This window comes from Rhodocytophaga rosea (genome assembly GCF_010119975.1).
GTDB classification, from domain to species: Bacteria; Bacteroidota; Bacteroidia; order Cytophagales; family 172606-1; genus Rhodocytophaga; species Rhodocytophaga rosea.
Genome location: NZ_CP048222.1, coordinates 2,522,999 through 2,549,469, shown reverse-complemented (window position 1 = coordinate 2,549,469; position 26,471 = coordinate 2,522,999). Strand labels below are relative to the sequence as shown.

General features: G+C 40.8%; 29 protein-coding genes and 1 pseudogene. 10 read left to right on the top strand and 20 right to left on the bottom strand.

From position 1 onward, the window contains the following. Position 1: 1 nt before the first annotated feature. Positions 2-1,540: a glutamate--tRNA ligase gene (gltX, locus tag GXP67_RS10665; RefSeq protein WP_162443117.1), complete on the bottom strand. Its 1,539-nt coding sequence runs from the start codon at positions 1,538-1,540 to the stop codon at positions 2-4. A 164-nt stretch (positions 1,541-1,704) separates the two neighbouring features. After that, positions 1,705-2,181, bottom strand: a complete 477-nt coding sequence (locus tag GXP67_RS10660) for a hypothetical protein (protein ID WP_162443116.1) — start codon at positions 2,179-2,181, stop codon at positions 1,705-1,707. A gap of 159 nt (positions 2,182-2,340) precedes the next feature. Between GXP67_RS10660 and GXP67_RS10655 the strand changes: the two genes are divergently transcribed. Continuing rightward, positions 2,341-2,817 carry an ISAs1 family transposase gene (locus tag GXP67_RS10655; protein ID WP_162443115.1) on the top strand — a complete coding sequence of 159 codons (477 nt, stop codon included), beginning with the start codon at positions 2,341-2,343 and terminating at the stop codon, positions 2,815-2,817. On the opposite strand, the gene GXP67_RS10650 is transcribed toward GXP67_RS10655, so the two are convergent. Together GXP67_RS10650 and GXP67_RS10645 are read right to left on the bottom strand one after the other, a co-directional pair. Further along, positions 2,814-3,422 (bottom strand): IS630 family transposase, encoded by a 609-nt coding sequence (locus GXP67_RS10650; protein ID WP_232064508.1) that lies wholly within the window; start codon positions 3,420-3,422, stop codon positions 2,814-2,816. The genes GXP67_RS10655 and GXP67_RS10650 overlap by 4 nt on opposite strands. Positions 3,423-3,427: 5 nt before the next feature. After that, a complete protein-coding gene (locus tag GXP67_RS10645) occupies positions 3,428-3,859 on the bottom strand; it encodes a helix-turn-helix domain-containing protein (RefSeq protein WP_162441276.1) in 432 nt (143 codons plus the stop codon). A 38-nt stretch (positions 3,860-3,897) separates the two neighbouring features. Between GXP67_RS10645 and GXP67_RS10640 the strand changes: the two genes are divergently transcribed. Beyond that, a complete protein-coding gene (locus tag GXP67_RS10640) occupies positions 3,898-4,536 on the top strand; it encodes an ISAs1 family transposase (protein ID WP_162443114.1) in 639 nt (212 codons plus the stop codon). A gap of 40 nt (positions 4,537-4,576) precedes the next feature. Here GXP67_RS10640 and GXP67_RS10635 read toward each other — a convergent pair whose 3' ends face one another. The 5 genes and pseudogenes from GXP67_RS10635 to GXP67_RS10615 all read right to left on the bottom strand — a co-directional run bounded on the left by GXP67_RS10635 (position 4,577) and on the right by GXP67_RS10615 (position 8,116). Beyond that, positions 4,577-5,221 carry a hypothetical protein gene (locus tag GXP67_RS10635; RefSeq protein WP_162443113.1) on the bottom strand — a complete coding sequence of 215 codons (645 nt, stop codon included), beginning with the start codon at positions 5,219-5,221 and terminating at the stop codon, positions 4,577-4,579. Continuing rightward, the gene (locus tag GXP67_RS10630) at positions 5,199-5,624 is read right to left on the bottom strand and encodes a hypothetical protein (RefSeq protein ID WP_162443112.1); all 426 of its coding nucleotides are present in this window, start codon (positions 5,622-5,624) and stop codon (positions 5,199-5,201) included. Before GXP67_RS10630 ends, GXP67_RS10635 begins: the two co-directional genes overlap by 23 nt. Positions 5,625-5,697: 73 nt before the next feature. Further along, entirely contained in the window at positions 5,698-6,078 is a 381-nt protein-coding gene (locus tag GXP67_RS10625) for a RidA family protein (protein WP_162443111.1), read from the bottom strand. 122 nt (positions 6,079-6,200) lie between these two features. Further along, a pseudogene (gene lpdA / locus GXP67_RS10620) lies at positions 6,201-7,594 on the bottom strand (dihydrolipoyl dehydrogenase). A 150-nt stretch (positions 7,595-7,744) separates the two neighbouring features. Next, positions 7,745-8,116 (bottom strand): hypothetical protein, encoded by a 372-nt coding sequence (locus GXP67_RS10615; protein ID WP_162443110.1) that lies wholly within the window; start codon positions 8,114-8,116, stop codon positions 7,745-7,747. 299 nt (positions 8,117-8,415) lie between these two features. On the opposite strand from GXP67_RS10615, the gene GXP67_RS10610 reads away from it, so the two are divergent. From GXP67_RS10610 to GXP67_RS10595, 4 genes are all read left to right on the top strand, one after another. After that, positions 8,416-9,645 (top strand): bifunctional 3,4-dihydroxy-2-butanone-4-phosphate synthase/GTP cyclohydrolase II, encoded by a 1,230-nt coding sequence (locus tag GXP67_RS10610; protein ID WP_162443109.1) that lies wholly within the window; start codon positions 8,416-8,418, stop codon positions 9,643-9,645. A gap of 136 nt (positions 9,646-9,781) precedes the next feature. Further along, positions 9,782-10,444: a hypothetical protein gene (locus tag GXP67_RS10605; protein ID WP_162443108.1), complete on the top strand. Its 663-nt coding sequence runs from the start codon at positions 9,782-9,784 to the stop codon at positions 10,442-10,444. Positions 10,445-10,536: 92 nt separating this feature from the next. After that, positions 10,537-11,310: a 5'/3'-nucleotidase SurE gene (gene surE / locus GXP67_RS10600; protein ID WP_162443107.1), complete on the top strand. Its 774-nt coding sequence runs from the start codon at positions 10,537-10,539 to the stop codon at positions 11,308-11,310. A 192-nt stretch (positions 11,311-11,502) separates the two neighbouring features. Beyond that, positions 11,503-12,423: a DUF8428 domain-containing protein gene (locus tag GXP67_RS10595; RefSeq protein ID WP_162443106.1), complete on the top strand. Its 921-nt coding sequence runs from the start codon at positions 11,503-11,505 to the stop codon at positions 12,421-12,423. 73 nt (positions 12,424-12,496) lie between these two features. Here the strand turns inward: GXP67_RS10595 and GXP67_RS10590 are convergent, their stop codons facing one another. Continuing rightward, positions 12,497-13,381, bottom strand: coding sequence for an alpha/beta fold hydrolase (locus GXP67_RS10590; protein WP_162443105.1), 885 nt, complete (start codon positions 13,379-13,381; stop codon positions 12,497-12,499). Positions 13,382-13,439: 58 nt separating this feature from the next. Continuing rightward, positions 13,440-14,006 carry a Crp/Fnr family transcriptional regulator gene (locus tag GXP67_RS10585; protein WP_162443104.1) on the bottom strand — a complete coding sequence of 189 codons (567 nt, stop codon included), beginning with the start codon at positions 14,004-14,006 and terminating at the stop codon, positions 13,440-13,442. Between the two features lie 172 nt (positions 14,007-14,178). Between GXP67_RS10585 and GXP67_RS10580 the strand changes: the two genes are divergently transcribed. Continuing rightward, the gene (locus GXP67_RS10580; protein ID WP_162443103.1) at positions 14,179-14,508 is read left to right on the top strand and encodes a hypothetical protein; all 330 of its coding nucleotides are present in this window, start codon (positions 14,179-14,181) and stop codon (positions 14,506-14,508) included. Between the two features lie 156 nt (positions 14,509-14,664). On the opposite strand, the gene GXP67_RS10575 is transcribed toward GXP67_RS10580, so the two are convergent. From GXP67_RS10575 to GXP67_RS10550, 6 genes are all read right to left on the bottom strand, one after another. After that, positions 14,665-15,330: a carbonic anhydrase gene (locus GXP67_RS10575; protein ID WP_162443102.1), complete on the bottom strand. Its 666-nt coding sequence runs from the start codon at positions 15,328-15,330 to the stop codon at positions 14,665-14,667. A 155-nt stretch (positions 15,331-15,485) separates the two neighbouring features. Continuing rightward, the gene (locus GXP67_RS10570; protein ID WP_162443101.1) at positions 15,486-16,412 is read right to left on the bottom strand and encodes a bestrophin family protein; all 927 of its coding nucleotides are present in this window, start codon (positions 16,410-16,412) and stop codon (positions 15,486-15,488) included. 85 nt (positions 16,413-16,497) lie between these two features. Continuing rightward, positions 16,498-16,989, bottom strand: a complete 492-nt coding sequence (locus tag GXP67_RS10565) for a hypothetical protein (protein WP_162443100.1) — start codon at positions 16,987-16,989, stop codon at positions 16,498-16,500. A gap of 183 nt (positions 16,990-17,172) precedes the next feature. Beyond that, positions 17,173-18,585, bottom strand: a complete 1,413-nt coding sequence (locus GXP67_RS10560) for a sensor histidine kinase (protein ID WP_162443099.1) — start codon at positions 18,583-18,585, stop codon at positions 17,173-17,175. A gap of 6 nt (positions 18,586-18,591) precedes the next feature. Beyond that, a complete protein-coding gene (locus GXP67_RS10555) occupies positions 18,592-19,284 on the bottom strand; it encodes a response regulator transcription factor (protein WP_162443098.1) in 693 nt (230 codons plus the stop codon). A gap of 212 nt (positions 19,285-19,496) precedes the next feature. After that, a complete protein-coding gene (locus GXP67_RS10550; protein ID WP_162443097.1) occupies positions 19,497-20,105 on the bottom strand; it encodes a DUF2179 domain-containing protein in 609 nt (202 codons plus the stop codon). Positions 20,106-20,396: 291 nt separating this feature from the next. On the opposite strand from GXP67_RS10550, the gene GXP67_RS10545 reads away from it, so the two are divergent. After that, positions 20,397-20,822, top strand: coding sequence for a 6-pyruvoyl trahydropterin synthase family protein (locus GXP67_RS10545; RefSeq protein ID WP_162443096.1), 426 nt, complete (start codon positions 20,397-20,399; stop codon positions 20,820-20,822). Positions 20,823-20,947: 125 nt separating this feature from the next. Next, positions 20,948-22,060: a lipid-A-disaccharide synthase gene (gene lpxB / locus GXP67_RS10540; RefSeq protein ID WP_162443095.1), complete on the top strand. Its 1,113-nt coding sequence runs from the start codon at positions 20,948-20,950 to the stop codon at positions 22,058-22,060. Positions 22,061-22,255: 195 nt separating this feature from the next. On the opposite strand, the gene GXP67_RS10535 is transcribed toward lpxB, so the two are convergent. Then, entirely contained in the window at positions 22,256-23,398 is a 1,143-nt protein-coding gene (locus GXP67_RS10535) for a WG repeat-containing protein (protein ID WP_162443094.1), read from the bottom strand. Between the two features lie 41 nt (positions 23,399-23,439). Continuing rightward, positions 23,440-24,894, bottom strand: coding sequence for a WG repeat-containing protein (locus tag GXP67_RS10530; protein WP_162443093.1), 1,455 nt, complete (start codon positions 24,892-24,894; stop codon positions 23,440-23,442). A gap of 211 nt (positions 24,895-25,105) precedes the next feature. Here GXP67_RS10530 and GXP67_RS10525 point away from each other — a divergent pair, with 211 nt between their 5' ends. Beyond that, a complete protein-coding gene (locus tag GXP67_RS10525; protein WP_162443092.1) occupies positions 25,106-25,705 on the top strand; it encodes a HupE/UreJ family protein in 600 nt (199 codons plus the stop codon). 118 nt (positions 25,706-25,823) lie between these two features. Here the strand turns inward: GXP67_RS10525 and GXP67_RS10520 are convergent, their stop codons facing one another. Continuing rightward, positions 25,824-26,297, bottom strand: a complete 474-nt coding sequence (locus tag GXP67_RS10520) for a hypothetical protein (protein WP_162443091.1) — start codon at positions 26,295-26,297, stop codon at positions 25,824-25,826. Positions 26,298-26,471: the final 174 nt, after the last annotated feature.

Here is a 26,471-nt window from a genome sequence, read left to right as displayed (position 1 = left end):
GTTATTTCAACCGGGCTAATGCAATTTCCAGGCGGGTGATTGTTTCCTGCTTGCCAATAATTTCCATCGTTTGCATCAGGTCAGGACCAGTACTTACGCCGGTAATCACTACCCGTAATGCCTGTAATACTTTTCCGATTTTTACGCCATGTTTGTCTAATACAGATTGCAGGGTGTTTTTGGCAAACTCGGCGTTTAATTCATTTACGTTTTGTAAACCCTCTTTAAACTCAGCGATCAGTCCTGCTACTTCCGGATTCCATTTGCTTTGAATCACTAGTTGATCATAGGTAGCCGGAGCCTGGAAGAAGTACGTTTGGTCTGCCCATATTTCTTTAGGGAAGGTTACTCGTTCCTTCATTAACTGTACTATTTTCAAGGCTTTTTCTTCTGTACAGGAAATGTTATTTTCTTTCAAGGCACCCTGTAGGTATTGTACCAGTTCACTGTCAGGTTTAGTGCGTAAGTATTGCTGGTTGAACCATTTTGCTTTGTTGATATCGAACTTTACACCGGCTTTTCCTACCCGTTCAATACTGAATGCCTCAACCAGTTCATCTATCGTAAATAATTCCTGCTGGGTACCAGGGTTCCAGCCTAGCAAAGCCAGAAAGTTAATCAAAGCTTCAGGCAAATACCCTGCTTCCCGGTAACCCTGAGAAAAAGTCTGTTCTCCGGTTTTATAATCCATGCCATTCCAGTCAAGCGGAAAAATAGGGAAACCCATCTGGTCAGCGTCCCGTTTGCTTAGTTTCCCATTTCCATCTGGCTTGAGTAACAAAGGCAAATGAGCAAATTGGGGCATAGTATCTTCCCAGCCAAATGCCTGATATAACAGCACATGCAGCGGTGCAGAAGGCAACCATTCTTCTCCCCTGATCACATGTGTTATTTCCATCAGGTGATCGTCTACTACATTAGCCAGGTGATAGGTGGGCATGCCATCAGATTTCATCAGCACTTTATCGTCAATGGCAGAGGAATGCACCATTACCCATCCCCGGATCAGGTCGTTGAGCCGGACTTCTTCTTTACGCGGTACTTTCAAACGGATTACATAAGGTGCGCCAGATGAAAGTTTTTCTTTTACCTCAGCTTCAGATAAGGTGAGCGAATTTTTCATCTGAGCACGGGTAATCGCATTGTACTGAGGTGTAGCCACTTTAGCTGCTTTTAATCTTTCCCGCATTTCTTCGAGTTCCTCAGGCGTATCAAAGGCATAGTAGGCTTTGCCTGTATCTAACAATTGCCGGGCATATTTCTGGTAGATATGTTTCCGCTCAGATTGCCGGTAAGGTGCATGCGGACCGCCTTGTTCTAAGCCCTCATCAATAGGAATACCCACCCAACGTAAAGATTCTAATATGTATTCTTCGGCGCCAGGCACAAAACGGGTCTGGTCGGTGTCTTCAATCCGTAATAGCATTTTACCGCCCAGTTTTTTGGCGAACAGGTAGTTATATAAGGCAGTTCGCACCCCACCAATATGCAGGGCACCAGTAGGGCTGGGAGCAAAACGTACACGCACTTTATTTTCCATCAGGTATTATTTTAAGTAGTGAGTATTGAGTATCAAGTAGTGAGTAGTGCTTTCAATTAAATGCACTATTATTTTTGCTCATCAACTTAATAATTCATTCTGTTTAAAATAGCATGGCAAAACTACTAAATAAGTTTTAGGATTGATGCCGGTTTTCTATGCATTTATTGACTGAGGGTTTTTTCGAGCAGATTTTTGCTGAGCTTTACTTTCTGGTTAAAGTCTAATATGGAAATAGCATAAATACCCAGGGTGATTAATACCATGAATCCGGCAGTCAGAAAGTCTTTTTGGGTTATGGCATAAAAAGAAGCGGCTCCCAGGAGTATCAGGCAGAAGAAGCCCATAAAGAACAGTACAGTAGGAAAAATGCGGTAGGTCACAAATACAATGCTTCCCTTAGATGTTGTTTCTATTTTACCCAGGATCAGGGGAAGAAAGTTTTCGGCATGTGTAATGCGCCTGGAAATCCGGAACTTGTTTTCTCTCACCCATCCGTTGAAAACAAAGGTATCTATGGGTTTTCGGGATAGGTATTCATCTCCTGAGAAAGGTTTTACCGTCTGGCTGAGTTTGAGTATAATTTCCTGTGCAGAAAAGGGCAATACCAGAATAGATTGTTGATACGGCAGTAAGTTCATGCAGTATATGCCTTTGCAAAAGATTTCTTAAATGTTTCAGCTCAATTTATAAAAACTGCAAGGTATAGCTTTATGTTCAGATTTACAGCAAATCAGTAAGGCTATATAGGGTTTCCGCACCAAAGATAGAGAAAAAGGAAAGAGGGGCTAACTTTGTGCATGGAACTTAAAAAGATACTAAACAAAGTAGCTGATTTTCGGGTGCAAGGCCGCTGCTTACATCTATTAGCAGATATTTTAGGCTTAGTTTTATGTGGGGTAATAGCCGATTGTGATGACTTTGACGAGATAGCAGATTATGGCAAAGATAATACAGCGTTTCTGCAGCAAGAACTAGGATTAAGTTTTGTTAATGGTATACCTTCTGCTGACACTTTAAATCGGGTGATCAGACACCTGGATAGCCATAGTTTGGAGCAATGCTTCAAAGCGTGTGTAGCTGGCTTCTCCTTAGCAGGCAAGCAGGTATGTATAGATGGCAAGGAATTGAGAGGTACTATACCTGCAGGCAAAAAGCATGCTTTGGTTCGTATGGTCAATGTATGGGTAGAGGAACATAGCTTAAGCTTTGGACAAGTAGCCGTAGAAGCCAAGAGTAATGAGATTACAACTATTCCTGCTTTATTAAGTAATTAAACACAATTAAGTATAATATTTTCATCTACTTCAAGTTTTTTAAAATCAAGTTTAAAGTAAGTACCCAATCCTGAAAAGATGGTATAAAGTGCCTCCTTAAGCGCTTCTACAGACAGATAGTCTTCGGCTTTGAGCCAATGATATTTCACCTGCTTCCAAAATCGTTCGATCCTGTTAAGATGAGGACTATACTTAGGCAGCAAAAAGATGTATAATCCTTTCTGTTCCCATTCTTCTTTTTTGACTTCCCATAGGCCACATGTATGCCAGGAGGCGTTGTCTAAGACTATGACAGTAAACTTGGAAATAGATGTTGAGAAGGCCTCTACACATTCAATGATAAAGTCAGCGTTTAGACTCCCACTTTTCTGATAAGTAAGCAACTCATTATTTGTACTTAACAAGCCAAATACATTTATCCTTGTACTTCTTTGGGATAAAATAGGGGCGTGTTCGCCTTTTTTGATCCATCCATAAGGTACACAAGGGGTAAGGCAAAACCCTGATTCGTCTCCAAAATATAAATCTATACTGCCTGTCTGTGCCAAATAAAGCAAAGCATGTAATCGCTTGACTTTCTGCTCATATGCTTCTTTGTTTTGCAATGGCTTTATCCATTTACGGAAACGTTTCCATCGGTAGTCAATTTTTTTAAAAACCGCTTCAAGGTCATCTCACTCATAGCCGTGCCTAATTTAGCTTCTATCTCTCGCTTAGCTAATTTAAGTTGTTGTTTTTCTTTCTCTATGCTATTTTCCACTACTTCAACATGGGTAGCATTACTGGTAGTAAGGATGGGTTTTCTGCCTTTCCCTTTTTGGTTCTTTAACCCTACCACACCTGTTTTCTCAAAGCGATCAAACCACTTATAAATACTTAACTGACTTACTTGAAAAATGCTTGCTAACTTCTGTACTTGATAGCCTTGATTGGATAACAGTATACATTGGCAACGGTTACGTTCCTGATAACTTTTACTATCTTTATGAATCTTCTCTAAGTCTTGTTTTTGCTTGTCTGTAATCTTCTTGATATAACGCATAAGCAAAGATACAATTTGCCAAAATCTTATACTTAATTGTGTACTCTTACTTAGATACCCTTGATTGCAAAGGTAGTATCATTACTATAGATGCTATTGCTTGTCAGCAGGCAATTGTAGAAAAGATCAGGGATAAGCAAGCCCATTATGTGATTGCCCTAAAGGCTAATCAAGGTGTACTCTATGAGCAGGTAGCCCATTTTATGCAAATCAATAAGTCTGCTCTCGCTTTTAATCAGCAACTAGATAAAGCCCATGGCAGAGGAGAAGAACGTAGGGTATATATTGCTCAATGCATTGATTTGGTAGAGGAAAAGGAAAAATGGCAGGACTTACATACTTTAGTCATGGTAGAAAGAAAACGCATTATAGCAGGCAAAAAGCAAGAACAAACCCTGTTCTATATAAGCAGTTTAACAGATACAGACCCTGCCTTGTACAGCCGCTACATAAGAGGCCATTGGGCGATAGAGAATGGCTTGCATTGGCAACTAGATGTTACCTTTAGGGAAGATGAGGCTAAAGTCAGGAAAGATAAAGGACCCATCAATCTGCATCTGATTAGAAAGTGGTCTTTGCATCTGCTCAAAAAAGAGCCTTCTTGCGTGAGTGTCAAACGGAAAAGAAAAAAAGCTAACAGAGACACTAATTTCCTGTTAGCTATTCTTAAAACTTAATATTTAGTGCGGAAACCCTATAAGGCTATACCGGAAGAAGCTACTTAAGCGGAATGGCATATTGCAAGCTTATACTTCCGCCGGCTGTAATATTGATATCTCTGGAAGTTACGCCCATTCCAGGAATGTAGTAAGATTCCGGACTTAGTGCTCTATCCAAATTATGTATTCCACTCCGGGCTATAAATGCCAGAAAGAAACGTTTGCTAAGAGGAAATTTTATTATTGCCTGTGTTTCTAAACCTAATACCCTTACTTGCCTGCGCTGAAAAGGAAATTCTTTTCCTCCGTAATATGGCCCTTCCAAAATGTAGCGCCCGAATTCACTATACCTGGATGCACAAGCGACTATACCAAAGGAGAAATAGTCCATAAAAAGATAGTTTACGCCTCCTTTCAAAAATATACCTTCATTATTGTATTCCAGGTTTTTATAAACCGGATTCGCATAAATAGAAGAATAGCCTGGCGTAAAATTCAAGTGCCATCCGCCATAACCCAAGGGAATCCAGACGGAAGGTTCGATAATGAGACTTTTCTGAAAAAAGTATCCTTTTACCAGAGGAGGTAGATTTTTAAAAATATCGATACCGATATATACATTACGGGTTGAATTCTGCCCGAAAGCTGCCTGTCCATACAACAGTAAACAACCTATCAAACTACTCTTCAATAATAACTTCATAAGTTCCTCTTGTAGCAAAACCATTATTATCAAAGAAGTTAACCCATGCTTGTGTAAAGGTAGTGTTTACATCTCCACCGCCCACCCTTACTTCATAGCCGCATCTTTCATATTCAAAAAAGAACGAACGGGAATAAAAAATAGTAAGTGTATCTATACGGGGAGGATGCTCAAATATATAAGTCACGCTATCGGCATGAAGGGAAACAGGCAGATAGTAATAGCCATCCTTTTTGCGGGAGATATCACCTTTTCCGCCCAAACCGTAAACCCGCTCAAAAGGAATATCACCCAGTGAAAATACTGCTTTTAATTCAGGTTCCTTATATGGATAACAATCCCGCTTACAGTTAAGCGATAGCAATGGAGGAATCAGCAGCAGAAGCCGGATAAAGTGTTTCATGGAACCGTATATAGCTGGTAAGGAGAAGCGTATTCTGAAGCAGAATTTATCCGGAATATATGTTTTTCTGCGCTCAGATCACAGCAATACAGGAAATTTCTACATTCACATCTTTGGGAAGCCGGCTTACTTCTACTGTTTCCCTGGCAGGTGGCTGATGGTCGAAATAACTTCCGTACACTTCGTTGATTTTTGCGAAGTTATTTAAATCTTTTACAAAAATGGTAGTCTTTACAATGCTTGAAAAACCGGCTCCGGCTTCAGCCAGAATATGTTTCAGGTTTTGCATCACCTGATTGGTTTCCCGCACAATGTCATCGGTTACCAGAGAACCAGTAGCTGGGTCCAGGGAAATCTGGCCGGATACATATAAGGTATTGCCCACTAGTACTGCCTGGCTGTAGGGACCAATAGGAGATGGAGCTTTGGAACTATTAATGATTTTCTTAACCATACAAAATGGAAATAAGGGATTTAGAAGTTGGTTGGAAGTTTGAACGTAGAAGGTTGAAAATTAGAAATGTCTGGTAAGCAGTCCATCTTCTAACTTCCATCCTCCAGCGTCCAGTCTCTATTTTATAAGTGAATTACCTCGTCATAAGCGGCGGCGGCGGCTTCCATAATTGCTTCCGACATGGTAGGGTGTGGATGCACGGACTTGATGATTTCATGGCCAGTGGTTTCCAGTTTACGGGCTACCACTACTTCGGCGATCATCTCGGTAACATTGGCACCAATCATATGGGCACCCAGCCATTCACCGTATTTGGCATCAAAAATCACTTTTACAAATCCATCCGAAGCACCGGCGGCTTTGGCTTTACCTGAAGCGGTAAACGGAAACTTGCCTACTTTTACTTCATATCCGGCCTCTTTGGCTTGTTTTTCAGTATAGCCTACCGAAGCAATTTCCGGCTGGCAATAGGTACATCCGGGAATATTGTTGTAATTCAACGGCTCTGGATGATGACCGGCAATTTTCTCCACACAGATAATTCCTTCGGCTGAGGCTACGTGCGCCAGGGCAGGTCCGCTTACAATATCTCCGATGGCATATACACCATCTACATTGGTTTTATAATATTCGTCTACAATCACCCGGTTCTTATCTACTTTTACGCCTGCTTCTTCCAGGCCGATATTTTCCAGGTTAGGTGAATAACCAACCGCAGAAAGCACAATATCACATTCCAGGGTTTCAGTACCGGAAGCTGTTTTTACTTTTACTTTGCAGCCTTTTCCCGAAGTATCCACTGATTCTACCGAAGAATTAACCATAATGTTGATGCCGGCTTTCTTATAATTGCGTTCCAGTTGCTTGGATATTTCTTCATCTTCGTTGGGCACGAGGCGGGGCAAAAATTCGACAACTGTTACTTTGGTGCCAATGGAATGATAGAAATAGGCAAACTCTACGCCGATTGCACCAGAACCTACTACGACCATAGAAGCCGGTTGATTTTCCAGCACCATCGCCTTGCGGTAGCCAATAATTTTTTTATCGTCGATTTTGAGATTGGGAAGTTCTCTGGCTCGTCCGCCTGTGGCCAGAATAATATGCTTGGCTTCGTAAACGGTTTTTTCTTTTTTGCTATTGGTCACTTCTACTTTTTTTCCGGGTAACAGTTTGCCAAACCCTTCAATAATATCAATTTTATTTTTGCGGAACAGAAACTGCACGCCTTTGCTCATGCCAGCCGCTACATCCCGGCTCCGCTTAATCATAGATTCGAAGTTTACATTTGCCTCTTTAACATCAATGCCGTAATCTTTGGCATGTTCGATGTATTCAAACACCTGGGCACTTTTCAGTAAAGCTTTGGTTGGGATACACCCCCAGTTGAGGCAGATGCCCCCAGTTCGGCTACTTCTACTACCGCTACTTTTAGTTTGAGTTGAGAAGCCCTAATCGCCGCTACATATCCTCCCGGACCGCTTCCTATAACAATTATATCATATTGTGCAGACATATTTATCTTTTGGTTAAGTGATTAATGGACGCAAATTTATAACAAAGTTTTATTTAAATAAGGTTTAAGACTTTGCTTTGTTTGAAGCTAAACCAGGCTGCCTTGCTTGTGTATGAAGCTCTACATTGTGGAATAAGGGCAATTTATGGCTTAATTTACATGATCTCTGGTTTCTTCATTAAGCTTCAGCATTTTTACAATCAGCCTGAATTTGCGGTTACGGCCCAGGGCATACATGGCACGCAGCAATAAGCTGAAGCTACCTATCGTAAGCACAAAAAAAGTAATAAATGCAGCCACATTCAAGGGTCTTTTGCGGTACAGCAGCACAATAATCATCACAATAAATACCATACACCAGGTAATGGCTTCCAGCAGGATGGCTTTTTTGCGGCGCAGGGAAAAATCAGATAATTCTTCAATAGCAAGGGTGTCATCTGTTCTATCAGAACTAATGTTGTGATAGGTAGTAAATCTGTTCAACTCTCCGACCAGAAATTCTTTTTGTGCCTTGTTTAACATAGTGGAAGGATATAGCTGCCGTACAAAATAATCATTCTGCCACAAATAAGTAAAAAACAATAAATTTTGTTGTATTATCAATAAATAAAAAACAGCCGTTTTCGATTCTAAAGAAAGTTTACCTTTGTGCCAGGAAAAACCCTGATATTCCGGCAAGTATATAAAAAGACTTTTTTAGTGATAAATTTGTTATGGGCATAGAAGTGTAGATTCATGTATGAAAACTGCAGCCATCAACTTGTTTGCCTTCCTGCAACATACATCTACTGCTTCCTAAACATTCATTTGAAAATATAATTATGCAAAACGATTCACCAATAAAGCTCGATACCATAGAAGAAGCGATCGAAGATATACGGCAAGGAAAAGTAATTATTGTAGTAGACGACGAAGATCGTGAAAATGAAGGCGACCTGATTTGTGCCGCAGAAAAAGTAACGCCCGAAATCGTCAATTTTATGATCCGGGAGGCCAGAGGCCTGATGTGTACCCCACTTACCGAAGAAAGATGCGAAGAACTTGGGTTAGAATTGATGGTAGGCCGTAATACGGCTTCTCATGGCACGCCTTTTACCGTATCAGTAGATTTACTGGGGCATGGTTGTACCACTGGTATTTCTGCCAGCGACAGGGCCAAAACGATTCAGGCCCTGGTAAATCCGGAAACCAAACCCGAAGAACTTGGCCGTCCGGGACATATTTTCCCGCTGAGAGCCCGCAAAGGGGGCGTATTGCGCCGGTCAGGGCATACGGAAGCAACCATAGATTTTGCCAGGCTGGCTGGTTTAAAACCGGCAGGAGTGCTTATAGAAATCCTCAATGAAGATGGCACTATGGCCCGTTTGCCTGAACTGCGCAAAATGGCTGATAAACAGGGACTGAAGCTGGTTTCTATCAAAGATCTTATTGAATACCGGCTTAAAAAAGAAAGCCTGATTAAACGGGAAATTGGCGTAGATATGCCCACCGAATTTGGCCATTTCGACCTGATTGCCTACCGGCAGGAAAATACCGGCGATCTGCACCTGGCTCTGGTAAAAGGAACCTGGGAAAAAGATGAACCTGTACTGGTACGGGTACATTCTTCCTGTGTTACAGGCGATATTTTTGGTTCTTGCCGCTGCGACTGTGGCGGACAATTGCATGCGGCTATGCAAACGGTAGAAGCGGCTGGTAAAGGAGTAGTATTATATATGAACCAGGAAGGCCGTGGAATTGGCTTGCTGAATAAACTGAAAGCCTACAAATTACAGGAAATGGGCCGGGATACGGTACAAGCTAATATAGAACTGGGATTTCAGATGGATGAACGGGATTACGGCGTAGGCGCTCAGATTCTGCGTGACTTGGGAATTACTAAAATACGGCTGATCAGCAATAACCCGAAAAAACGGGCTGGTTTAATTGGCTATGGACTGGAAATCGTGGAAAGTGTGCCGATAGAAATACCTTCCAATCCCTATAATTTGAGTTACCTGACCACTAAACGCGATAAAATGGGTCATACCATTTTAAATAACAGTCAATAAAAAGCTGAGCGTATGTAATTAAAGAATATAGAGTAAAAAGCAGGAAACTTAACCAGTAACCTGCTTTTTTACGTTTTCTTACAAAGCAATGTCTATTTCTCAGTTGTATGTCCCGTATTATCACTACTAAGAATCAATGAATCAGCAAGTATATCGTAGAAAACGTAACATTCTTTATAAATACTTCCCATGTCTATCCCTGTGGTTTTTTGTGTGTGTGATGCAAATGCCTGCGGTATACGCACAAACCGATGGATACCGGGATATCTGGTATAAAGGCACTTTGGTACTGGCAGAAGGAGACACCCTGGATGGCGATATTCACTATGAACTGCAATCTGACCTGGTACAGATCAATACGGATAATACCATCAAAACGTATTCTGCCAGGCAGATCTGGTCTTTTCAGGTATATGACCCGGATATGATGACCGATAGGCGTTTTTTTGCATTGCCATATGCGGTAGAATCTTCCTATAAAGTACCCATGTTATTTGAATTGCTCACGGAGGGAAATGTGAGTTTGCTGGCCCGTGAAAAATTAGTTACAGAAAATATTCCCCAATACAGTTACTGGTCGAGCAGCAGGTATTATACCAGAACCAGGTTGAGCAACGATTTTTTCTTTGGCTTTGAAAATGGCCGCATCCGCAGATACGATGGCTCCAAGCGGGACTTTTTCTACCTGATTAAAGAGAAATCTGGTGATGTAAAAAAGTTTGTAAGCGAAAACCGGCTCCGCTACAGCGATAAATACGACCTCATTCAGATTATCAATTACTATAATTCTATTAAATAAGCTTGTGTTTCTTAAAAGGGAAGGTAGCTTTGTGTCCGGAGAGATGCCTGACTATCTTATTAACTTCCGGTTTAAAATATCTGATTACAATAATGGCTAAAAAAAAACCTTTAATACTTGTTTCCAACGATGATGGGATTACTTCTCCCGGTATAAAAACCCTGGTAGAAGTGATGTGTGAATTAGGAGAAGTTGTGGTAGTAGCACCAGATAGTCCTCAGTCCGGGATGGGGCATGCGATTACAGTAGGCAATACATTGCGTTTAGACCCCTCTACGATTTTCGAAGGAATAGATGCCTATGAATGTTCCGGCACGCCTGCTGATTGTGTTAAACTGGCCAAGCACCATGTATTGAAAGACCGTACGCCAGATCTGGTCGTAAGCGGGATCAATCATGGAAGTAATTCATCTATTAGTGTGTTATATTCCGGCACCATGTCTGCGGCGATTGAAGCCGCTATTGAAGGCTTGCCGGCTATTGGTTTTTCCCTGTGCGATTATTCGCATCAGGCTGATTTCTCGCATACCGCAGAATTTGTAAAGAAAATTGCCTTACAGGTGCTCGAACACGGACTTCCGCCAGATATTGCCCTGAACGTGAATATTCCGGCAAAATCCGATGAGAAAATAAAGGGCATCAAAATCTGCCGCCAGGCGCATGCTAAATGGCAGGAAGTATTCGATCAGCGTAAGGACCCTTACGGACGCAGGTATTTCTGGATGGCTGGTAATTTTGTAAATGAGGACAAAGGTGAAGACACTGACGAATGGGCGTTAACTAATAATTATATTTCGGTAGTGCCGTGTGCTTTTGACTTAACAGCCCATCATGCCTTGCCAGTGCTTAACCAATGGGCATTATAGAAGGCTTCAAACCCATCTATAGCTAATTTTTTTTAGTTATTTACCTCGCAAAAGTGGCTTCAAAGAGTTTTAATTCAATATCTTACTGAAAAATTTATACAATTGTGCAGGAAGCGGTTTAAAAATGTTTGACTTCACTCAATAAAAAACTAATTTTGCGTTAACAACTAAAAAAGTTAATATATTACTAACATGGCTGAACAGAACCAAGAGAAACAAGGAAGTAGAAAAATATTGCTTACCATCTTTATTGGTATTTTGATAGCATTGAATATTGTCTTGTTTTATCTGAATTTCAGAAACAAAGAAGAAAGCCAGCAGAAAGATGTAGTGATCCAGGCGAAAGATGCGGAACTGGATGCTACCTCTACGAAACTGGATTCTATATCCAAAGAGCTTGACCTGCGTATTACCGAAGTTCGGAAACTGGGCGGTGATGTAGAAGAGTTAACAAAAGCGAAGGCAGACCTGGAGAAAGAAAGAAATACACTCAAAACAGCTACTGCTTCTGAACGCCGTCGTTTAACTGAGAAATTAGAAGCCTATGAAACTCTACTTACGACCAAAGATGAGGAAATTTCCAAACTGAAAGCAGTAAATGAGGAACTATATTCGGAAAATACAACGCTCAAAACGCAAAAAAATCAGCTGAATGATTCCATCAGTGCCATTGAGCAGCAAAAACAGCAATTGTCTGAAAAAGTGGCGGTAGCTTCTGCGTTAAAAACAGAAAACCTGGCTATTAATGCCTTAAATGAAAAAGGCAAAGAAAGAGATGGCGGTGAATACCGGGCTAAACAAGTAGACAAGATTAAAATTGCATTTAATCTGGCAGAAAACAATGTAGCTGAAATTGAATCGAAAGACATTTACATGCGCCTGATCGAACCGGATGGCGCTGCGCTGTTTGACCTGGCTATGGGTGGCGGCACGTTTATGTTTGAAGGAAAAGAAACCTTCTATACTGCCAAACAACAGATTTTATTTGATAATACCCGTCAGCAGATAACTTTTGTGTACGACAAAGGCAATGCCTATAAAACCGGTAAGCACATCGTAGAACTCTATGCTGATGGCTATAGAATCGGGCAAGGTTCTTTTGTAGTGAAATAAGCTTATTCTAATTCTTATATAGAAAGACAATACCGCAAAGTATTGTCTTTTTTGTTTAACCCCGGATTAGATTTTATTGGGCAGGTTGCGAATACTTTCTGTCCTTTACAAAACTCCTGATCGCATCGGCTACTTTTTCAGGTTCTTCTTCCTGGGGAAAATGACCGCAGGTGGGCAATTCAACAACATAAGCATCCGGAAAACCTGAGGCAAATTTCTGTAAATAGGCAGGGGTAATAAATTTATCTTTCATGCCCCAGATCAGCAATACAGGTTTTTCTGCCAGAATATGCCGTTGCTGCCAGAGTTCCTCAAACCATTCCTGGTCATTGAGTAAAGATCTGGCAAATGCTAGTGTTCCATTTCTCTGGCTTTTATTGGCAAAAGGTTTGGTAAACTGCGAGCGCAAGGCTTTGGAAAGTTTTTTTTCTCCGAAAGACTGCGGAAGGATAAACTTAGGTGAAAAATTAAAATACCGGTATAAAACGGGTAAAAGCGGACTTTTTAATATTCTGCTCAGCTTAATATATTCGGGTTCTTGTGTACTGCTCCAGAGCCATGAATTCAATATTACTATATTCTTGATGCGTTCCGGATGATTGATAGCCATATTCAGGCCAATGGGCCCACCAAAGTCATGCACAACCAGCGTAATATTGCTCAGATTTTTCTCCAGTATAAAAGCCGATAGCGTTTGGCTGTGGTTAACAGTGGAATAATCATAATGTTCTGGTTTGCTGGAAAGGCCAAAACCAATATGGTCGATGGCCATGCAACGGTAACTGGTACTTAGTCTTTTAATTACATTCCGGTAATCAAAACTCCAGGAAGGCGTACCATGCACAAATAACATAATTTCTCCGGCTCCTTCATCAATATAATGCAGCCTTTGTCCGTTTACCTCAAAGAACCGGGACTGAAAAGGATATTCTGTTGTATGTAACCAGTTAACTTTCATCGTTTTTTTCTACAAATGAAAGCAAGTTCAGGGAAATGAAGCTTGGTTTAGACCAACCTTAGATCCGGATGGTGTTGAAGAGTTTGCTGAAATTGGTTGGATCGATGTTTAAGTAAGAAGCGATAAACTTGTGAGGCACCAGTTGCAACAAATGCGAACTTCGCTGGCAAAAGGCCCGGTAACGTTCTTCCATAGATAAGGCATGCAATTCAATGTGCCGGTTAATTAAGCCGGCTAATATGGCTTCGGTCATCCGGCGGAATAAGCGCTCAATGGATTGCGATTTGTCGAACAGTTGCTGCAAACTTTCAAACGAAATATATTCCATTTCGCTGTCGCTCAGGCAGGTGAGAGAATAGGTAGACGGTTTTTGGAAGGAGAATGATTCTGGAATCGCACAGGGATTGGGCGGATAAGTAAAGGCGACAACATGGATTCTGGTAACTGTTTCAACATAAGACATCTGGACTCCTTTGCGTACAAAAAACAGTTCTTTCTGCACCTGGCCAGGCACAATAATTAAGTCGCCTTTTTTGAAAGTTTTAACTTTTAAACTATTCCTAAACAGGTCATACTCTGATTGGCTGATGGGATAAAACAAGTTGAAAAATTCATAAAGGTCCATATGTATACTAACGAAAAAGTAAATTTGTACATTTTTTTAATAATGTGATTTTATAAGGAAACGCTGCAACCATTTAAAATCTCAGAGGGTCTTTAATACAGAAGCAGGTTTTTATTTTGATTTTGATATGCACTTTTTTCATTTAATCTGGTTTATAGCTTTTCTACTGACTATGAATGCATGTAGTCAGGAGCCTGATACGCTGTTATGTGCGCAGGGTACAGTAATTGGGCAGGGCTGTTTAACTAATTCGTATGCTATCCGCCTAGACAGGAAAAACAAGGAATATGGCATTGCTGAGAATGTTACGTTTGATAATGTAGTAGAAACACTCAACCTGCCTGAAGAATTCCAGGTAAATGGTGCCAGAATTTACTTTACTTTCAAAAAGCCAGCCGAAGACGCCGGAAAATATCTTACCTATTGTACCTCTGCTCCGCAGGTTGTGATTTTAGACATTTCAGGCCAGAACTGCCCGGTTCCGGTGAAAAACTCAAAGTGATACTGACTCATTGTTCGTTGTTAGAAATATACATTTTAATAACTTGCAACACTCATTTAAAAAAAATAAGGCAAATGGTTAGATAAGCAAAAAGCCGGATATAGTCCGGCTTTTGTATTTTATATGAATGTATAAAATGGCTACTCAATTCTGATATCAGATAGTTATTGCCTGTGCTACACTTCTACCTTCAATTACCGGAGCAACTTCCTGAATATGAATAAACTGTTTTTTATCTGGTTGATAAGCGAATACACGGCCAGTTTCGATTTCATATACCCAGCCATGTAACTTAAGCTTGCCCATTGCAAGGCCTGTAGCTATGCTGGGATGTGTACGTAGGTTTTCGAGCTGTACCAGCACATTCTCTTTCACGGCATTCAGAACCATATCTTCCTCATCCTGCTCCGGATATTTTTCCAGTACAATCCGCCGGGTAGATTCTGCATGCTGTAACCAGCTGCTTACAGAAGGCATATTGGTTAAGGCTTCCTGATGAAGTAATCCATGCATGGCTCCGCAATGGGAATGGCCACATACGATAATATCCTTAATGCCGAGTGCAGTAACAGCATATTCAATAGTTGCTCCTTCTCCGCCATTAGCCGCCCCATAGGGAGGAATTATATTTCCGGCGTTGCGTAATATGAACAGATCTCCTGGCTTTGTCTGGGTAAGCAGGGTAGGGCTAATCCGGGAGTCTGAACAGGTAATAAATAAAGCTTCCGGCTTTTGTCCGGCGGCAAGCCTTTGAAAAAGTTCTTTCTGGGAATCGAAAATATTATTCTGAAATTGATGAAGTCCTCTGATGATTTTTTCCATGAATATATAAATTTAATAATAAACGATTGATATACAGGTTTATGTGTTATTCCTGAATGGTAATTTTGATAAAACTAATCATTAATAGTAAAAATAAAAAGTAACAATAGTATATCACAAGGCAGGCTTACAAGAATAATACCTGCCCTCTGAGATTACAGTATATAATATTCGGCTTTTGTAGCACTTTCCAGCCGCTTTGTTTCTTCAACCAGATGACTTTGTTTCAACATTTGTGTTAAATCGCGTTCAATAGTTTTGGCTATAGTTGTAACCGGCGTATCGGTCGGTTTGTTTTCAAAAGGATCTTGCAAATGAATAGACATTTTCTCGATCAGTAACAGCAGCGAAGCAATGGCAATAACCAAGGGTATTTCCATAATTCCAAAATACTCAATAAGTCCGAAGGGAAGCATGGATATAAACACGATTAATGAGAAATGGGTATACAGGCTGTAAGTAACCGGAAAAACCGTATTCTTTATTCGTTCACAGCCGCCCATGGCATCGCATAAATTAGTGAGGGTACGATCCAGTTGAACCTGCTGATACTCATTGATCCAGCCTCTTTTTAAGGCCAGTCGCAGATCAGCGGCATGTAGTTCCAGAAGTGCCACTGGTTTATTGCTGTATCGTCTGGCAAACTCTATCTCTTCCCGGTTGAGTAAACCCTCTGTTCCTATAAATGGCGATATTTTGCGTAAGGATTGCCCCAGGCTATAAGACCAGGCCATCTGTCTCTTAATAAAACGCTCCTGAAATTTTTCTACTTCTTCGCCTCCGTAGGGATCATCTACAAAAGACAGGATCTGCCGGCCTAAAGTACGGGAATCGTTTACAATGGCGCCCCATAATGTGCGGGCTTCCCACCAGCGGTCGTAGGCCTGGTTAGAACGGAAAGCAAGCAAGAGTGATAGTACTGTTCCTACAATAGTAGGCACCGCAATCGGAATAGAGATCTGGCTGAAATGGAAATTACGGTATAATATGGCCACCAGAATAGAGTAGATCGTTACCACGATTACTTCTTTTTTTATCTTTCCCAGTACGTAGCGTACCGGAATATTTTCTTTCAATAACATATATAAAATGTTTAATTAGGTTTTATATCTGGTTTATTTATCGCTTAAGAAAAACAATCAGATGTAGTGTTGAAATGCTTAGGTTCTAATTCTGAGGCAGGCTGTAAATTAAATGCTCCTTCCTGGAAACAAGCCCTGTTTCTTTTTCCAGTTTTATAGTTGTAATCATTTTTACTTCTATACCTGATTTAGAAATAAGCCTGGCCGGATCGAAACTCCATTCCGACAATTTCCGGAACTGATACTGCTGTGGATAGGCAACCAGGTCTATATGCTGGCCTTCCAGAAATTGTTTGAAAACTGCCACTGTACTGCCATACACACATTCAAACCTGATAGAATTAATTTGCGCGTTTTCATATTCCAGTTGTGTGCAGCGGTTCCAGAATTCCGGACTGATAAAATTACATTTCTTTCTGCGGCTGGTGAGAGACATAATTTCTGAGATTGAATCCGGCATAATGAAAGTATGTACCAGGAGTATATTTAACTGTTCATTGCGGAAAGTGCAAAGTAAGTCGTCGATGCAGTTTAATGACTTGATACTGAAATCACTGGGAATAAGTATGTTCTTCATAGCCTGTTGTGGTTAAGGTGAAACTATTCTTTTTTTATGTAAAAGTACGTTAGGCTCATTAGGAACTTCTAAGAAAGAAATTAGAATCTCATTAGAATTTAAGTCAGAATAATACAATTTCAATTCATGCCATTAGATAATGACATTGACTATCGGCAAACGGATGTGTAATGAAGATGTGATTTAAGAATGAACCGTGGTGTGGCTGGCTTTTCCCCGGCTGTGCGGATGCAGATCGGCAATAGGCAAGGTAATATGCATATCTGTACCCTGGCCCTCTTTGGTGTAGATGTTAATACTGCCTTTATGCAGACGAATGATATTCATTGATAAGGGCAAACCTACTCCATAACCTTCAAATTTAGAAGTATTGGAGGCACGGAAAAAGGGCTCAAATACATGTGGAAGCTCTTTTTCAGGAATACCAATTCCTTTATCTTTTACCTGTACCATCACTTGTTTACTATTTCCAGACAAACTGATAGTAACCGGCTGATTAGAAGAATACTTGCAGGCATTTATTACTATATTGCTGATGGCCAGTTTAAGCAGCGTCATATTGCCGTTTACCTTCAGCATGTTTTCATCTTCGGGAAGTTGTGAAAAATCAATTCTGACATTATTCTCAGGATAAAGCTGGTCAACTGTTTCTTTTACCATCCAGAGCAGTTCGTCGGTCCGGACGATCTCCCAATTTTGTTTTTTTCCGTCAAATCCGCTTTGTGCCAAACCCAGCAGGCCAGTGAGCATATGCGTGAGTTTATCGGATTCCTGCAAAATTACCTGCACCGATTGCCTGTGAACTTCACTCAATCCCGGATGGCTCAGTGCCAGTTCTGCTTCTCCTTTAATAATAGTGAGAGGTGTACGTAACTCATGAGAAGCATTACTTACAAAATTGTTCTGGGTTTCAAAAGCAGTTTCAAGCCGGGTTAGCATGTCGTTAAATGTATGTCCAAGCATGCTGATTTCATCTTTACCCTGGATATTTTGCAGGCGTAAGTGCAGATTTTCGGCAGAAATATTTTGCACATTCCGGATTAAGTCTCTGACCGGCTTAAATATCTGGTAAGTAAAAAATTTTCCTGCCAGAAACATGACCAGTATAGAGGCCAGAAAACCTATGATCAGGATGTTGCGCAGATGTTCTAGTTCCTGTAGGCCATAAGGGTCGGTTGCCGAAACAATTATTATGGTTGGGGGAGAATCGTCCTGGTAGAGGTTTCCCACGAAAAATTTATTATCATGGCGGAAACGGGAAATGCCATTCGCCAGAATTTCTTCAATTAAAGCTTTAGGGATTTCTTTTGGCCGTGCCACATCCGGATGGTCAGGGGAGGATAATTCCAGAAAATATTCTTTTTCGGAAGGTAGTTTCTCCAGATATTGCTGGCGCATTTGCTGAATTACCTGGCTATTGGCATGCTCTCTATTAAAATGGATAGACTGTGCGATCCGCACCCTGGTTTCCAGCCGCTGATAAAAATCTTCGAAGGCATAATGATTGGCAAACAGGAAGATAAATCCGCTGAGTAATAAGATAACAGTAATGGTAAGTCCGGCAAACAGAATGGTAACTTTGGTCTGGATATTCATAGCCGCTCATGCTTCTGCTTCTTTCAAAACGTAACCCATGCCGAAAGCCGTATGAATAAGCTTAGGTTCAAAATCTTTGTCGATCTTTTTGCGCAGGTAGTTTATATACACGTCCACTACATTTGTACCCAGGTTAAAGTCAATGTCCCATACATGCTCCAGAATGTCGATCCGGGAAAGCACTTTCTTCCGGTTTACGGCCAGAAACTCCAGCAAACGGAATTCAGTAGCTGTTAAAAGAATATTTTGCCCGCTGCGGCTTACGGTTTTTTCGGTCGTATCAATGGTCAGGTCGGCGATTTTAATTAAATGATGTGCGGTTGTCACTCCTTTGTTCCGCCGGATCAGCGACCGGATACGGGCATTCAGTACATCAAAGTTAAAGGGTTTTTCCAGGTAATCGTCTGCCCCGCTATCCAGCCCGGTAACAATGTTTTCGGGTGTACCTAGCGCAGTAAGCATTAAAATCGGTACCTGGGTATTTTTCTTCCGGATGGTCCGGCATAATTCTAATCCGCTGATTCCCGGCAACATCAGGTCAAGTGTAATTAAGTCGAATTCGTATTCTGTCGCCATTTTTAACGCTGATGCGCCATCCAGGGCCACACTTACCTGATAGCCTTCTCTGGAAAGTCCACGCTGAATCATGCCTACCAGGCTGGCTTCGTCTTCTACCACTAATATCTTAAATCCATCCATGTACCAGCTAACTATTTGCAGGAAATAATGTTTACAAGAATTGTTCTATTCATGACAGGCAAGATATATGCCTCACTGAAGATCAGGGAAAGTAGCCCAGGCAATAAATGCTGCATCAGGTGTGCCGGCTTACTCTTCTCCTGTAATGTGGGTATTTAACGGTAAATTTTTTTCTGAGTTGCAACAGCTGCTTATCTCATAAAATAACCTGGTTATCTGCGTTTGAGATTGCTGAAGAATGAAAAAAGTCCGCCTTTTTCGTCAATCATAGAGTAGTACCCCGGTTGACTGGCGTATCGAACGGTTTCTACCGTATAAAAGGCGTTCGGATTAAACTGATTGATAATATTAATAAGCTCCGGCAAATCCTGCCGTTGTATCACTGAAAAGATCAGCTTTACGTTCTCCCGTTTTCCTTCTCCTTCTACATAGGTAAAACCAAACTTAGTGGTACGCAGGTATTCGATCAGATCAGTAGCTTCCCTGCGGGTAATCACACGTACCATTACTTTACCTAGGGCAAGTTTTTCTTCAATGGTCATTCCTATATAAATGCCTGAAGCAAAACCGGCCGCATACGCCAGATAACAAGTCGGATTATTCAGGTTCTGCATAATGGTACTTACGGCTATCAGCCAGAGCAGCGATTCAAAAATGCCTATAATCGGTGCTTGTTTGCGCCGGCCACTAATTACAAATATCTGCCGTAAGGTGTTGAGACTGACATCCGTAAGGCGGGAAAGATAGATGATTAAAGGTAATACCACATAACTATATACAGACTTACTGATGCCTAGATTCTCAATGAAAAAGCTTTCCATGCCAGGGTTGAGGTGAGTGTTCTGGCGTCGAATCTAAGTAAATATGCTGATAAGTAGATGCATAATTTATACTTTTATCAGATTCCAACAGATGCCCTTTCCTGTATCTGAATAAAATACAGCTACATACAAAAATAATAACAAGAGAAAACAGTGGGATTGTTTTCATGGCTGAAGCGATGAGCCGCTTTTATGTAAGCCATTGTTTAAGACCGGCTAACCTGCTACCTTTGCACCGCAAAATGAATATTACCTGTCTGGTAAATTTTTTCTTGCACTATACCAAAGTACATGATTTACGTAAGCCGGAAAGAGCACTTTAATGCTGCTCATAAATTGTATAATCCCAACTGGTCGGAAGAAAAAAATACGGAAGTATTCGGACCTTGTGCCAATACCAACTGGCATGGGCATAACTTTGAATTGATTGTTACGGTAAAGGGCCTGCCGGACCCGGATACAGGGTTTGTAATTGATTTAAAAGTACTCAGCCGCTTAATTAAAGACCTGATTCTGGATAAAGTGGATCATAAAAATCTGAACATGGATGTGGATTTTATGCAGGGTAAAATGGCTAGCTGCGAGGTATTTATAATTGAAATATGGAATATTCTGGCTCCGGCTATTCAGCTGGCAGCTCCTTCCGCCAGGTTACATCAACTCCGGCTCTATGAAACGCCCCGTAATTTTGTGGATTATTATGGTGCTGAACAATAAATGCTGCCAATAAAAAGATTTATTTGGTTGCTGCCGGCTTATATGGGAAATCTGTTAATTTTCTGCGATAAAAAATACCTTCAATGTTGATTCAGGTACGTATTCCTGTTCCTTACCATTACTGAATGAAATATTATCTGATAGCCGGCGAACGTTCCGGAGACCTGCATGCTTCCAACCTGATTAAGGCTATCCGGGCAGAAGATCCACAGGCAGAATGCCGGGCCTGGGGAGGAGATATGATGCAGGCTGCTGGTGCAACGCTTGTCAAACACTACCGGGAACTGGCGTATATGGGTTTTCTGGAAGTGGCGCTAAACCTGCATAAAATTCTGGGATTTATTAGCCAGTGTAAGCAGGATATTCTTGCCTGGAAACCAGATGTGGTGATTCTGGTAGATTATGCTGGTTTTAATATGCGGATCGCAAAATTTGCTAAAAAACAAGGGATTAAGGTTTTCTATTACATTTCTCCCAAAGTATGGGCCTGGAACCAGTCAAGGGCCTATAAGATCAAAGCCAATGTAGACCGCTTATTTGTTATTTTTCCGTTTGAAACAGACTTTTTTAGGAACTACGAATATGAAGTAGACTATGTAGGGAATCCGCTTCTGGATGCCATTGCTAACTTCCAGCCTGACCCTGATTTCCGCCGGAAAAACAACCTGGAAGAGAAACTCATTATCGCCCTGCTTCCTGGTAGCCGTGAGCAAGAAGTTAAAAATATGCTCGAAATTATGCTGGGCGTGATGCCGAAGTTTTCTCAGTATGAATTTGTGATTGCAGGTGTTTCCAATCTGCCCTTGTCTTTCTACGAAAAATTTACCCGTGTTCCACATGTATCCCTCGTTATAGACCAGACCTACGATTTATTATCGAATGCAACCGCTGCTATGGTCACTTCCGGTACGGCTACTCTGGAAACAGCGTTGTTTGAAGTGCCACAGATTGTGTGCTATAAAACTGGCCGCATTTCCTATATGATTGCTAAAGCCCTTATTCAGGTAGGATATATTTCGCTGGTGAATCTGATTGCTGGGAAAGAAGTAGTGAAAGAACTCATTCAGGAGGATTTTACGGTATACAAACTCGTATATGAACTGAAAAAAATCCTGCCCTATACTTCTGGACGCAAAGAACAGATACAAGCCTATAAAGAAATAAAAGCCATGATGGGTGGTCCTGGCGCTTCTCAACGGGCTGGCAGCCTGATGGTAAAATACCTTAAAAATGAATAAAGGGGGTTGGAAGCTAATTTATGTTAAGCCCGTATTAACTGAAGGGTCGTTAAGAAGAGCAGAATGATGAGCAAGGAATATAATATAGAATAATGAAGGAGTTCTTCGATATTGGAAATTCCTTGTTCATTGTTCAACATTCAATGATTGGATAACTTCGATTGCTCATATATCTATAGCTTCAATGCACCCACTTCAATCACACAACATTCGCTGGTACTTATTGGCATTGAATATCTGGCGGCGCATAGGTTGGCCTTCGCGGTTGATATAGAAAACCAGGTATATATCGGCATCATCAATGTATTTTTCTCCCAGATATAAAGGGAACGTTTCGCTGCCTACATTTGCCAGATCTTCGTAATCACAACTCACTACCTGGCCTTTGGTATTGCTGAGAATGCCATACATTTTATCCATATATACCTTCAGCACAATTTCCTCAGGACTTTGTTTAATGTATTCAATAAAATCTATAGGCTTGAAGATATAGCGCTTCTCTACAAAATGATACAGATACCAGGTCTGGTCCTGACGCACCAGGGCTACTTCATTCTGCCAGTACTGGATTTCATCAAAAACAAACTCAGACAAAGGTTTATTGTCTGCCCCGATCAGACCATATCTACCTGCTTTTGCTGCAATCAGCACACGGCCAGACTGGTCGTAATTGCGGAGTAATGCTGAATATTGCGGAGGAATAGTGAAACTTTTGCTTACATTCATTAACCCGAATTTGCCATTTTTTAAGGTAGCGATCAAGCCTTTCTGATAATCCAGTCCATCGTAAATAGCCGGAAGTAGTATTTTTCCTTTGGCATTCACCAGACCGAATTTGCCTTTCAGTTCAGTTTTATACAGATCTGGTTCCCACACCTGAATGTCATCGTAACGGGGCGGCAGCAGTGCTCCATTCTGCACTGACAAAATTCCTTTTTTCCCCCGTTTATTTTCCAGAATAATCCAGGATTGATTATCATACGCAGATAGTAACTGGAGCCGGATTTTTTCAGCCTCAGGCAGTTTTATTAGTTTTCCACCTGGAGAATAGGCTGATAAATTCTTTTTTTGTTTTACTACAAAGAGATGATTTCCTAGCAGATTCACCTCATCAAAAGTAGCACTGCCAAACCAGGTTCCATTGGTCCGGAGGATTGACCAGGAATCTTTTTTTTTAACCGCATAAAAATCAGCATTGCCGGCAACTTCCGTAAATACAGAATCTGAAAGTAATTTTCCTTCCAGCGTATAAATCCGGATACTATCCTCCTTTTCAACCGTCCAGCCGCCGGGCATTGCCTGAATATGGGCAGAAGTAAGCGGAATAACCGGAGACAATTGTGTGGTCAGAACGGCTTGCAGACTATCGGTGTATACTTTCAGAAAACCTTTTTTACCCGTTCTACCTTCGTATAGGGATAGGTAAAGGCTGAAGTATCTTTTGGATGCAAAACCTGGGTGTCGAGTAGTTGCTGATGGAGGAGCAGGCTATATTTTCCATTTTTCTCAAACAAAAGCAGTTTTTCTTCCGGAGAACTAATATCATCAAAATCCAGGGCAGTTAACTTTCTTCCATTCGTGGTAGCTAATCCTTTTTTGCCGTTTTGCGTGAGCAGCAGAAAATTACCATCCAGCATTTCTATTTCTTCATATTGCGGAGGCAATAATCTGAATCCTGATTCCAGATACAAGCCTTGTTTACCTTCTTTTTCAACGGTCAATAATCCTTCTTCCAGTTGCTCAATTGCTTCATAACTCTCATCTATGATCTGTTTCCCGGTTTTATCAATGGCTGAAACTTTATTATGATGGTATACAAGGATAAAGCCTTCTTTTACTCCCTCACAAAAGTACTGGCTGGCTACAGAATCGTATCGAATGGGAATTTGTAAAACGCCATTTACATCAATAAAGCCATATTTTTCTTCCTCATACACCGGGTAATAGGTGAGTTTTTCAGCAGCGATCAGCTTCTGGATATAGCGGGAATCGTAAAAATCAGGATACGTTTTCAGGAAATTTTCTGCTGGATGGTCCTGCTTATGTAAGAAAAAAATCCAGCTCCAGGCTTGTTTAACAAAGCTGCTGGAAGGATATTTTTTTATAAAATCATGATAACTTTTAATGGTATGGGGCGCATTGTAAATCTCAAAAATCCGCTGTTCGGCCAGTAGCTTAAACGGACTCTGCGGATACAACTCCAGGAAGTTCTCATAGCTTTCAATAGTGCCGGCTGCCGTCTGGGAATCAAATAGCATCACATTGTATAATTCCCTGGCTTCCTTGGCCTGTGCGGCATCTGGATAAGTATCTATAAAATTCTTGTAACTCTGGTAAGTATTTTTCTGCTGTGCAGCTGCAAATGCGATGGCATTTCTTCGTTTAATAGCTTCTGTATACTGGCTGGCTGTCGGATAATGATCAATGAAATACTGGTAGGTACTCACCAGGTTTGAATCACTGGCTAAGCCAAATGCGAGGCTATCTATCAATACTTTATTAGCAAGCAGGGTAGAGTCATTAATGCCAGATTTGTTCCAGTATTTTCTTGATTTTTTACTGGTTTGCGGATAGTAGCTGATGGCGGCTAAGGCATAGGTATAGGCGGAATCCAGATGGGCAGCCGGATTATTTGAATTTAAAAAATACTGGGAAAAAACGTATATAGCACCGGCATTTTGCGGATTTTTCTCCAGTGCTTTGTATACTAAGGCTCTGCTTTTCTCAAACTCGTTGCGGCGTAACTTTTTATATGCTTTTGTAACCCTGTCGGCTTTTACCCCATCAGGAATGAGATACAACAAGAGCAGCCACAGGCAAATTTTGGATTTCATAAGGAAGACTGGGAAGGGGCAAACAGCAATACTGCCGGCATTTACCACATAAACCATGCAAATTAACAAGAATAAAAGATTACCTGAGAGTGATAAAATATTGAGAAGATAAAACCATGTAGGATACAGATGTATTTTTAATAAATTTTATTTTTGGTATTTTAATTACTGCTGGTTTGATAGCTGCTATCAAATAAATTTACGCCATACTATGACCACTTTTCAGGCCTATTTATACCTGGGTTTTTCACACATCACCGACCTGCAAGGATATGATCATATCCTGTTTATTGTAGCTTTATGTGCTATTTTTCAGCTATCCGACTGGAAAAAAATACTCATCCTGGTTACTGCTTTTACCTTGGGCCATTCTATTACCCTGGCCCTGGCTACACTAAAAATACTGACATTCAGAAGCGATTTGATTGAATTTCTAATTCCGGTCACCATTCTGATTACAGCCATCGGCAATCTGTTTCATAAAGAGAAAACAAGCCGCATGAACAACTCAGGCAATTCCCAGCGTCTGCGCTATATAGCTGCTTTGTGTTTTGGCCTGATTCACGGCCTGGGTTTTTCAAATTTTCTGCGAAGTTTACTGGGGAAGGAAGAAAGTATTATACAACCCTTATTTGCTTTTAATGTTGGCCTGGAAGCTGGTCAATTGCTGATTGTAGGCATATTGCTTCTGATTGGCTTTGTGTTTACTGCGATACTGAAGGTAAACCGCTTTAATTGGAACCTGGTCATATCTGGAATAGTGATAGGCATTGCGCTTACCCTGATTCTGAAAACAAATATATTTGTGTAAGCAATTGTTCTACTCCTGTGCTTTCAAATTATACATTGTTGCAACAAAGTCAATCTATATCATAAGTTGTCTCCTTATTATTTGAGTCAGTCGTTACTTGAAAATTGTATGCTGACTGCTACAATATGATGATTTTAAGAATACCTAAAATAGCTAAATTAGCTCCTATCCACAAAAGCTTTATTAGGAGATTACCTATAGAAAAAACTTTCATTCTATCGAATGCGTCTTTATAAATCACAATAGAGGTGGGGCGTTGCCAAAATATACCGCTTACAATTCTATCCCTATCATTGATCTTTAATGCAAAGAAAAGCCTACTAAACCTGGTCAGACTAGGAAAAAACTTGCATATAGCGATGGAAAAAGTTTTCACGACTGAAATTTCTTCAGCTTTCCTGTATTGCCTTCCTGTTAGCATTATTATCAACTGCATGCTATTAATTACCAGATAAAGACAAGGAAATGCCCACACTAAAAATAGTATTTTATTCCCCGTATGAATAAAAAGATCCCTGCAAAAAGAGCCAGCAAAGTATGCAGAGGGGAAAAAAGCAACAAGAATCCGACCCATCATAAAAATTCTTCTCATACTGTATTAAATTGAATCAAATCCTGTTAGCCATTTTACTTAAATATCTCTGGAACTTTTAACTTAAACCATTCCATTTATAGTACTTACTCCAATTGTCCTCTTGAATAAATTTATGTATAATTGTTCACCAGACATAAATCCTGTTCTGCCTCTACTGGTAAAATTTGTTGA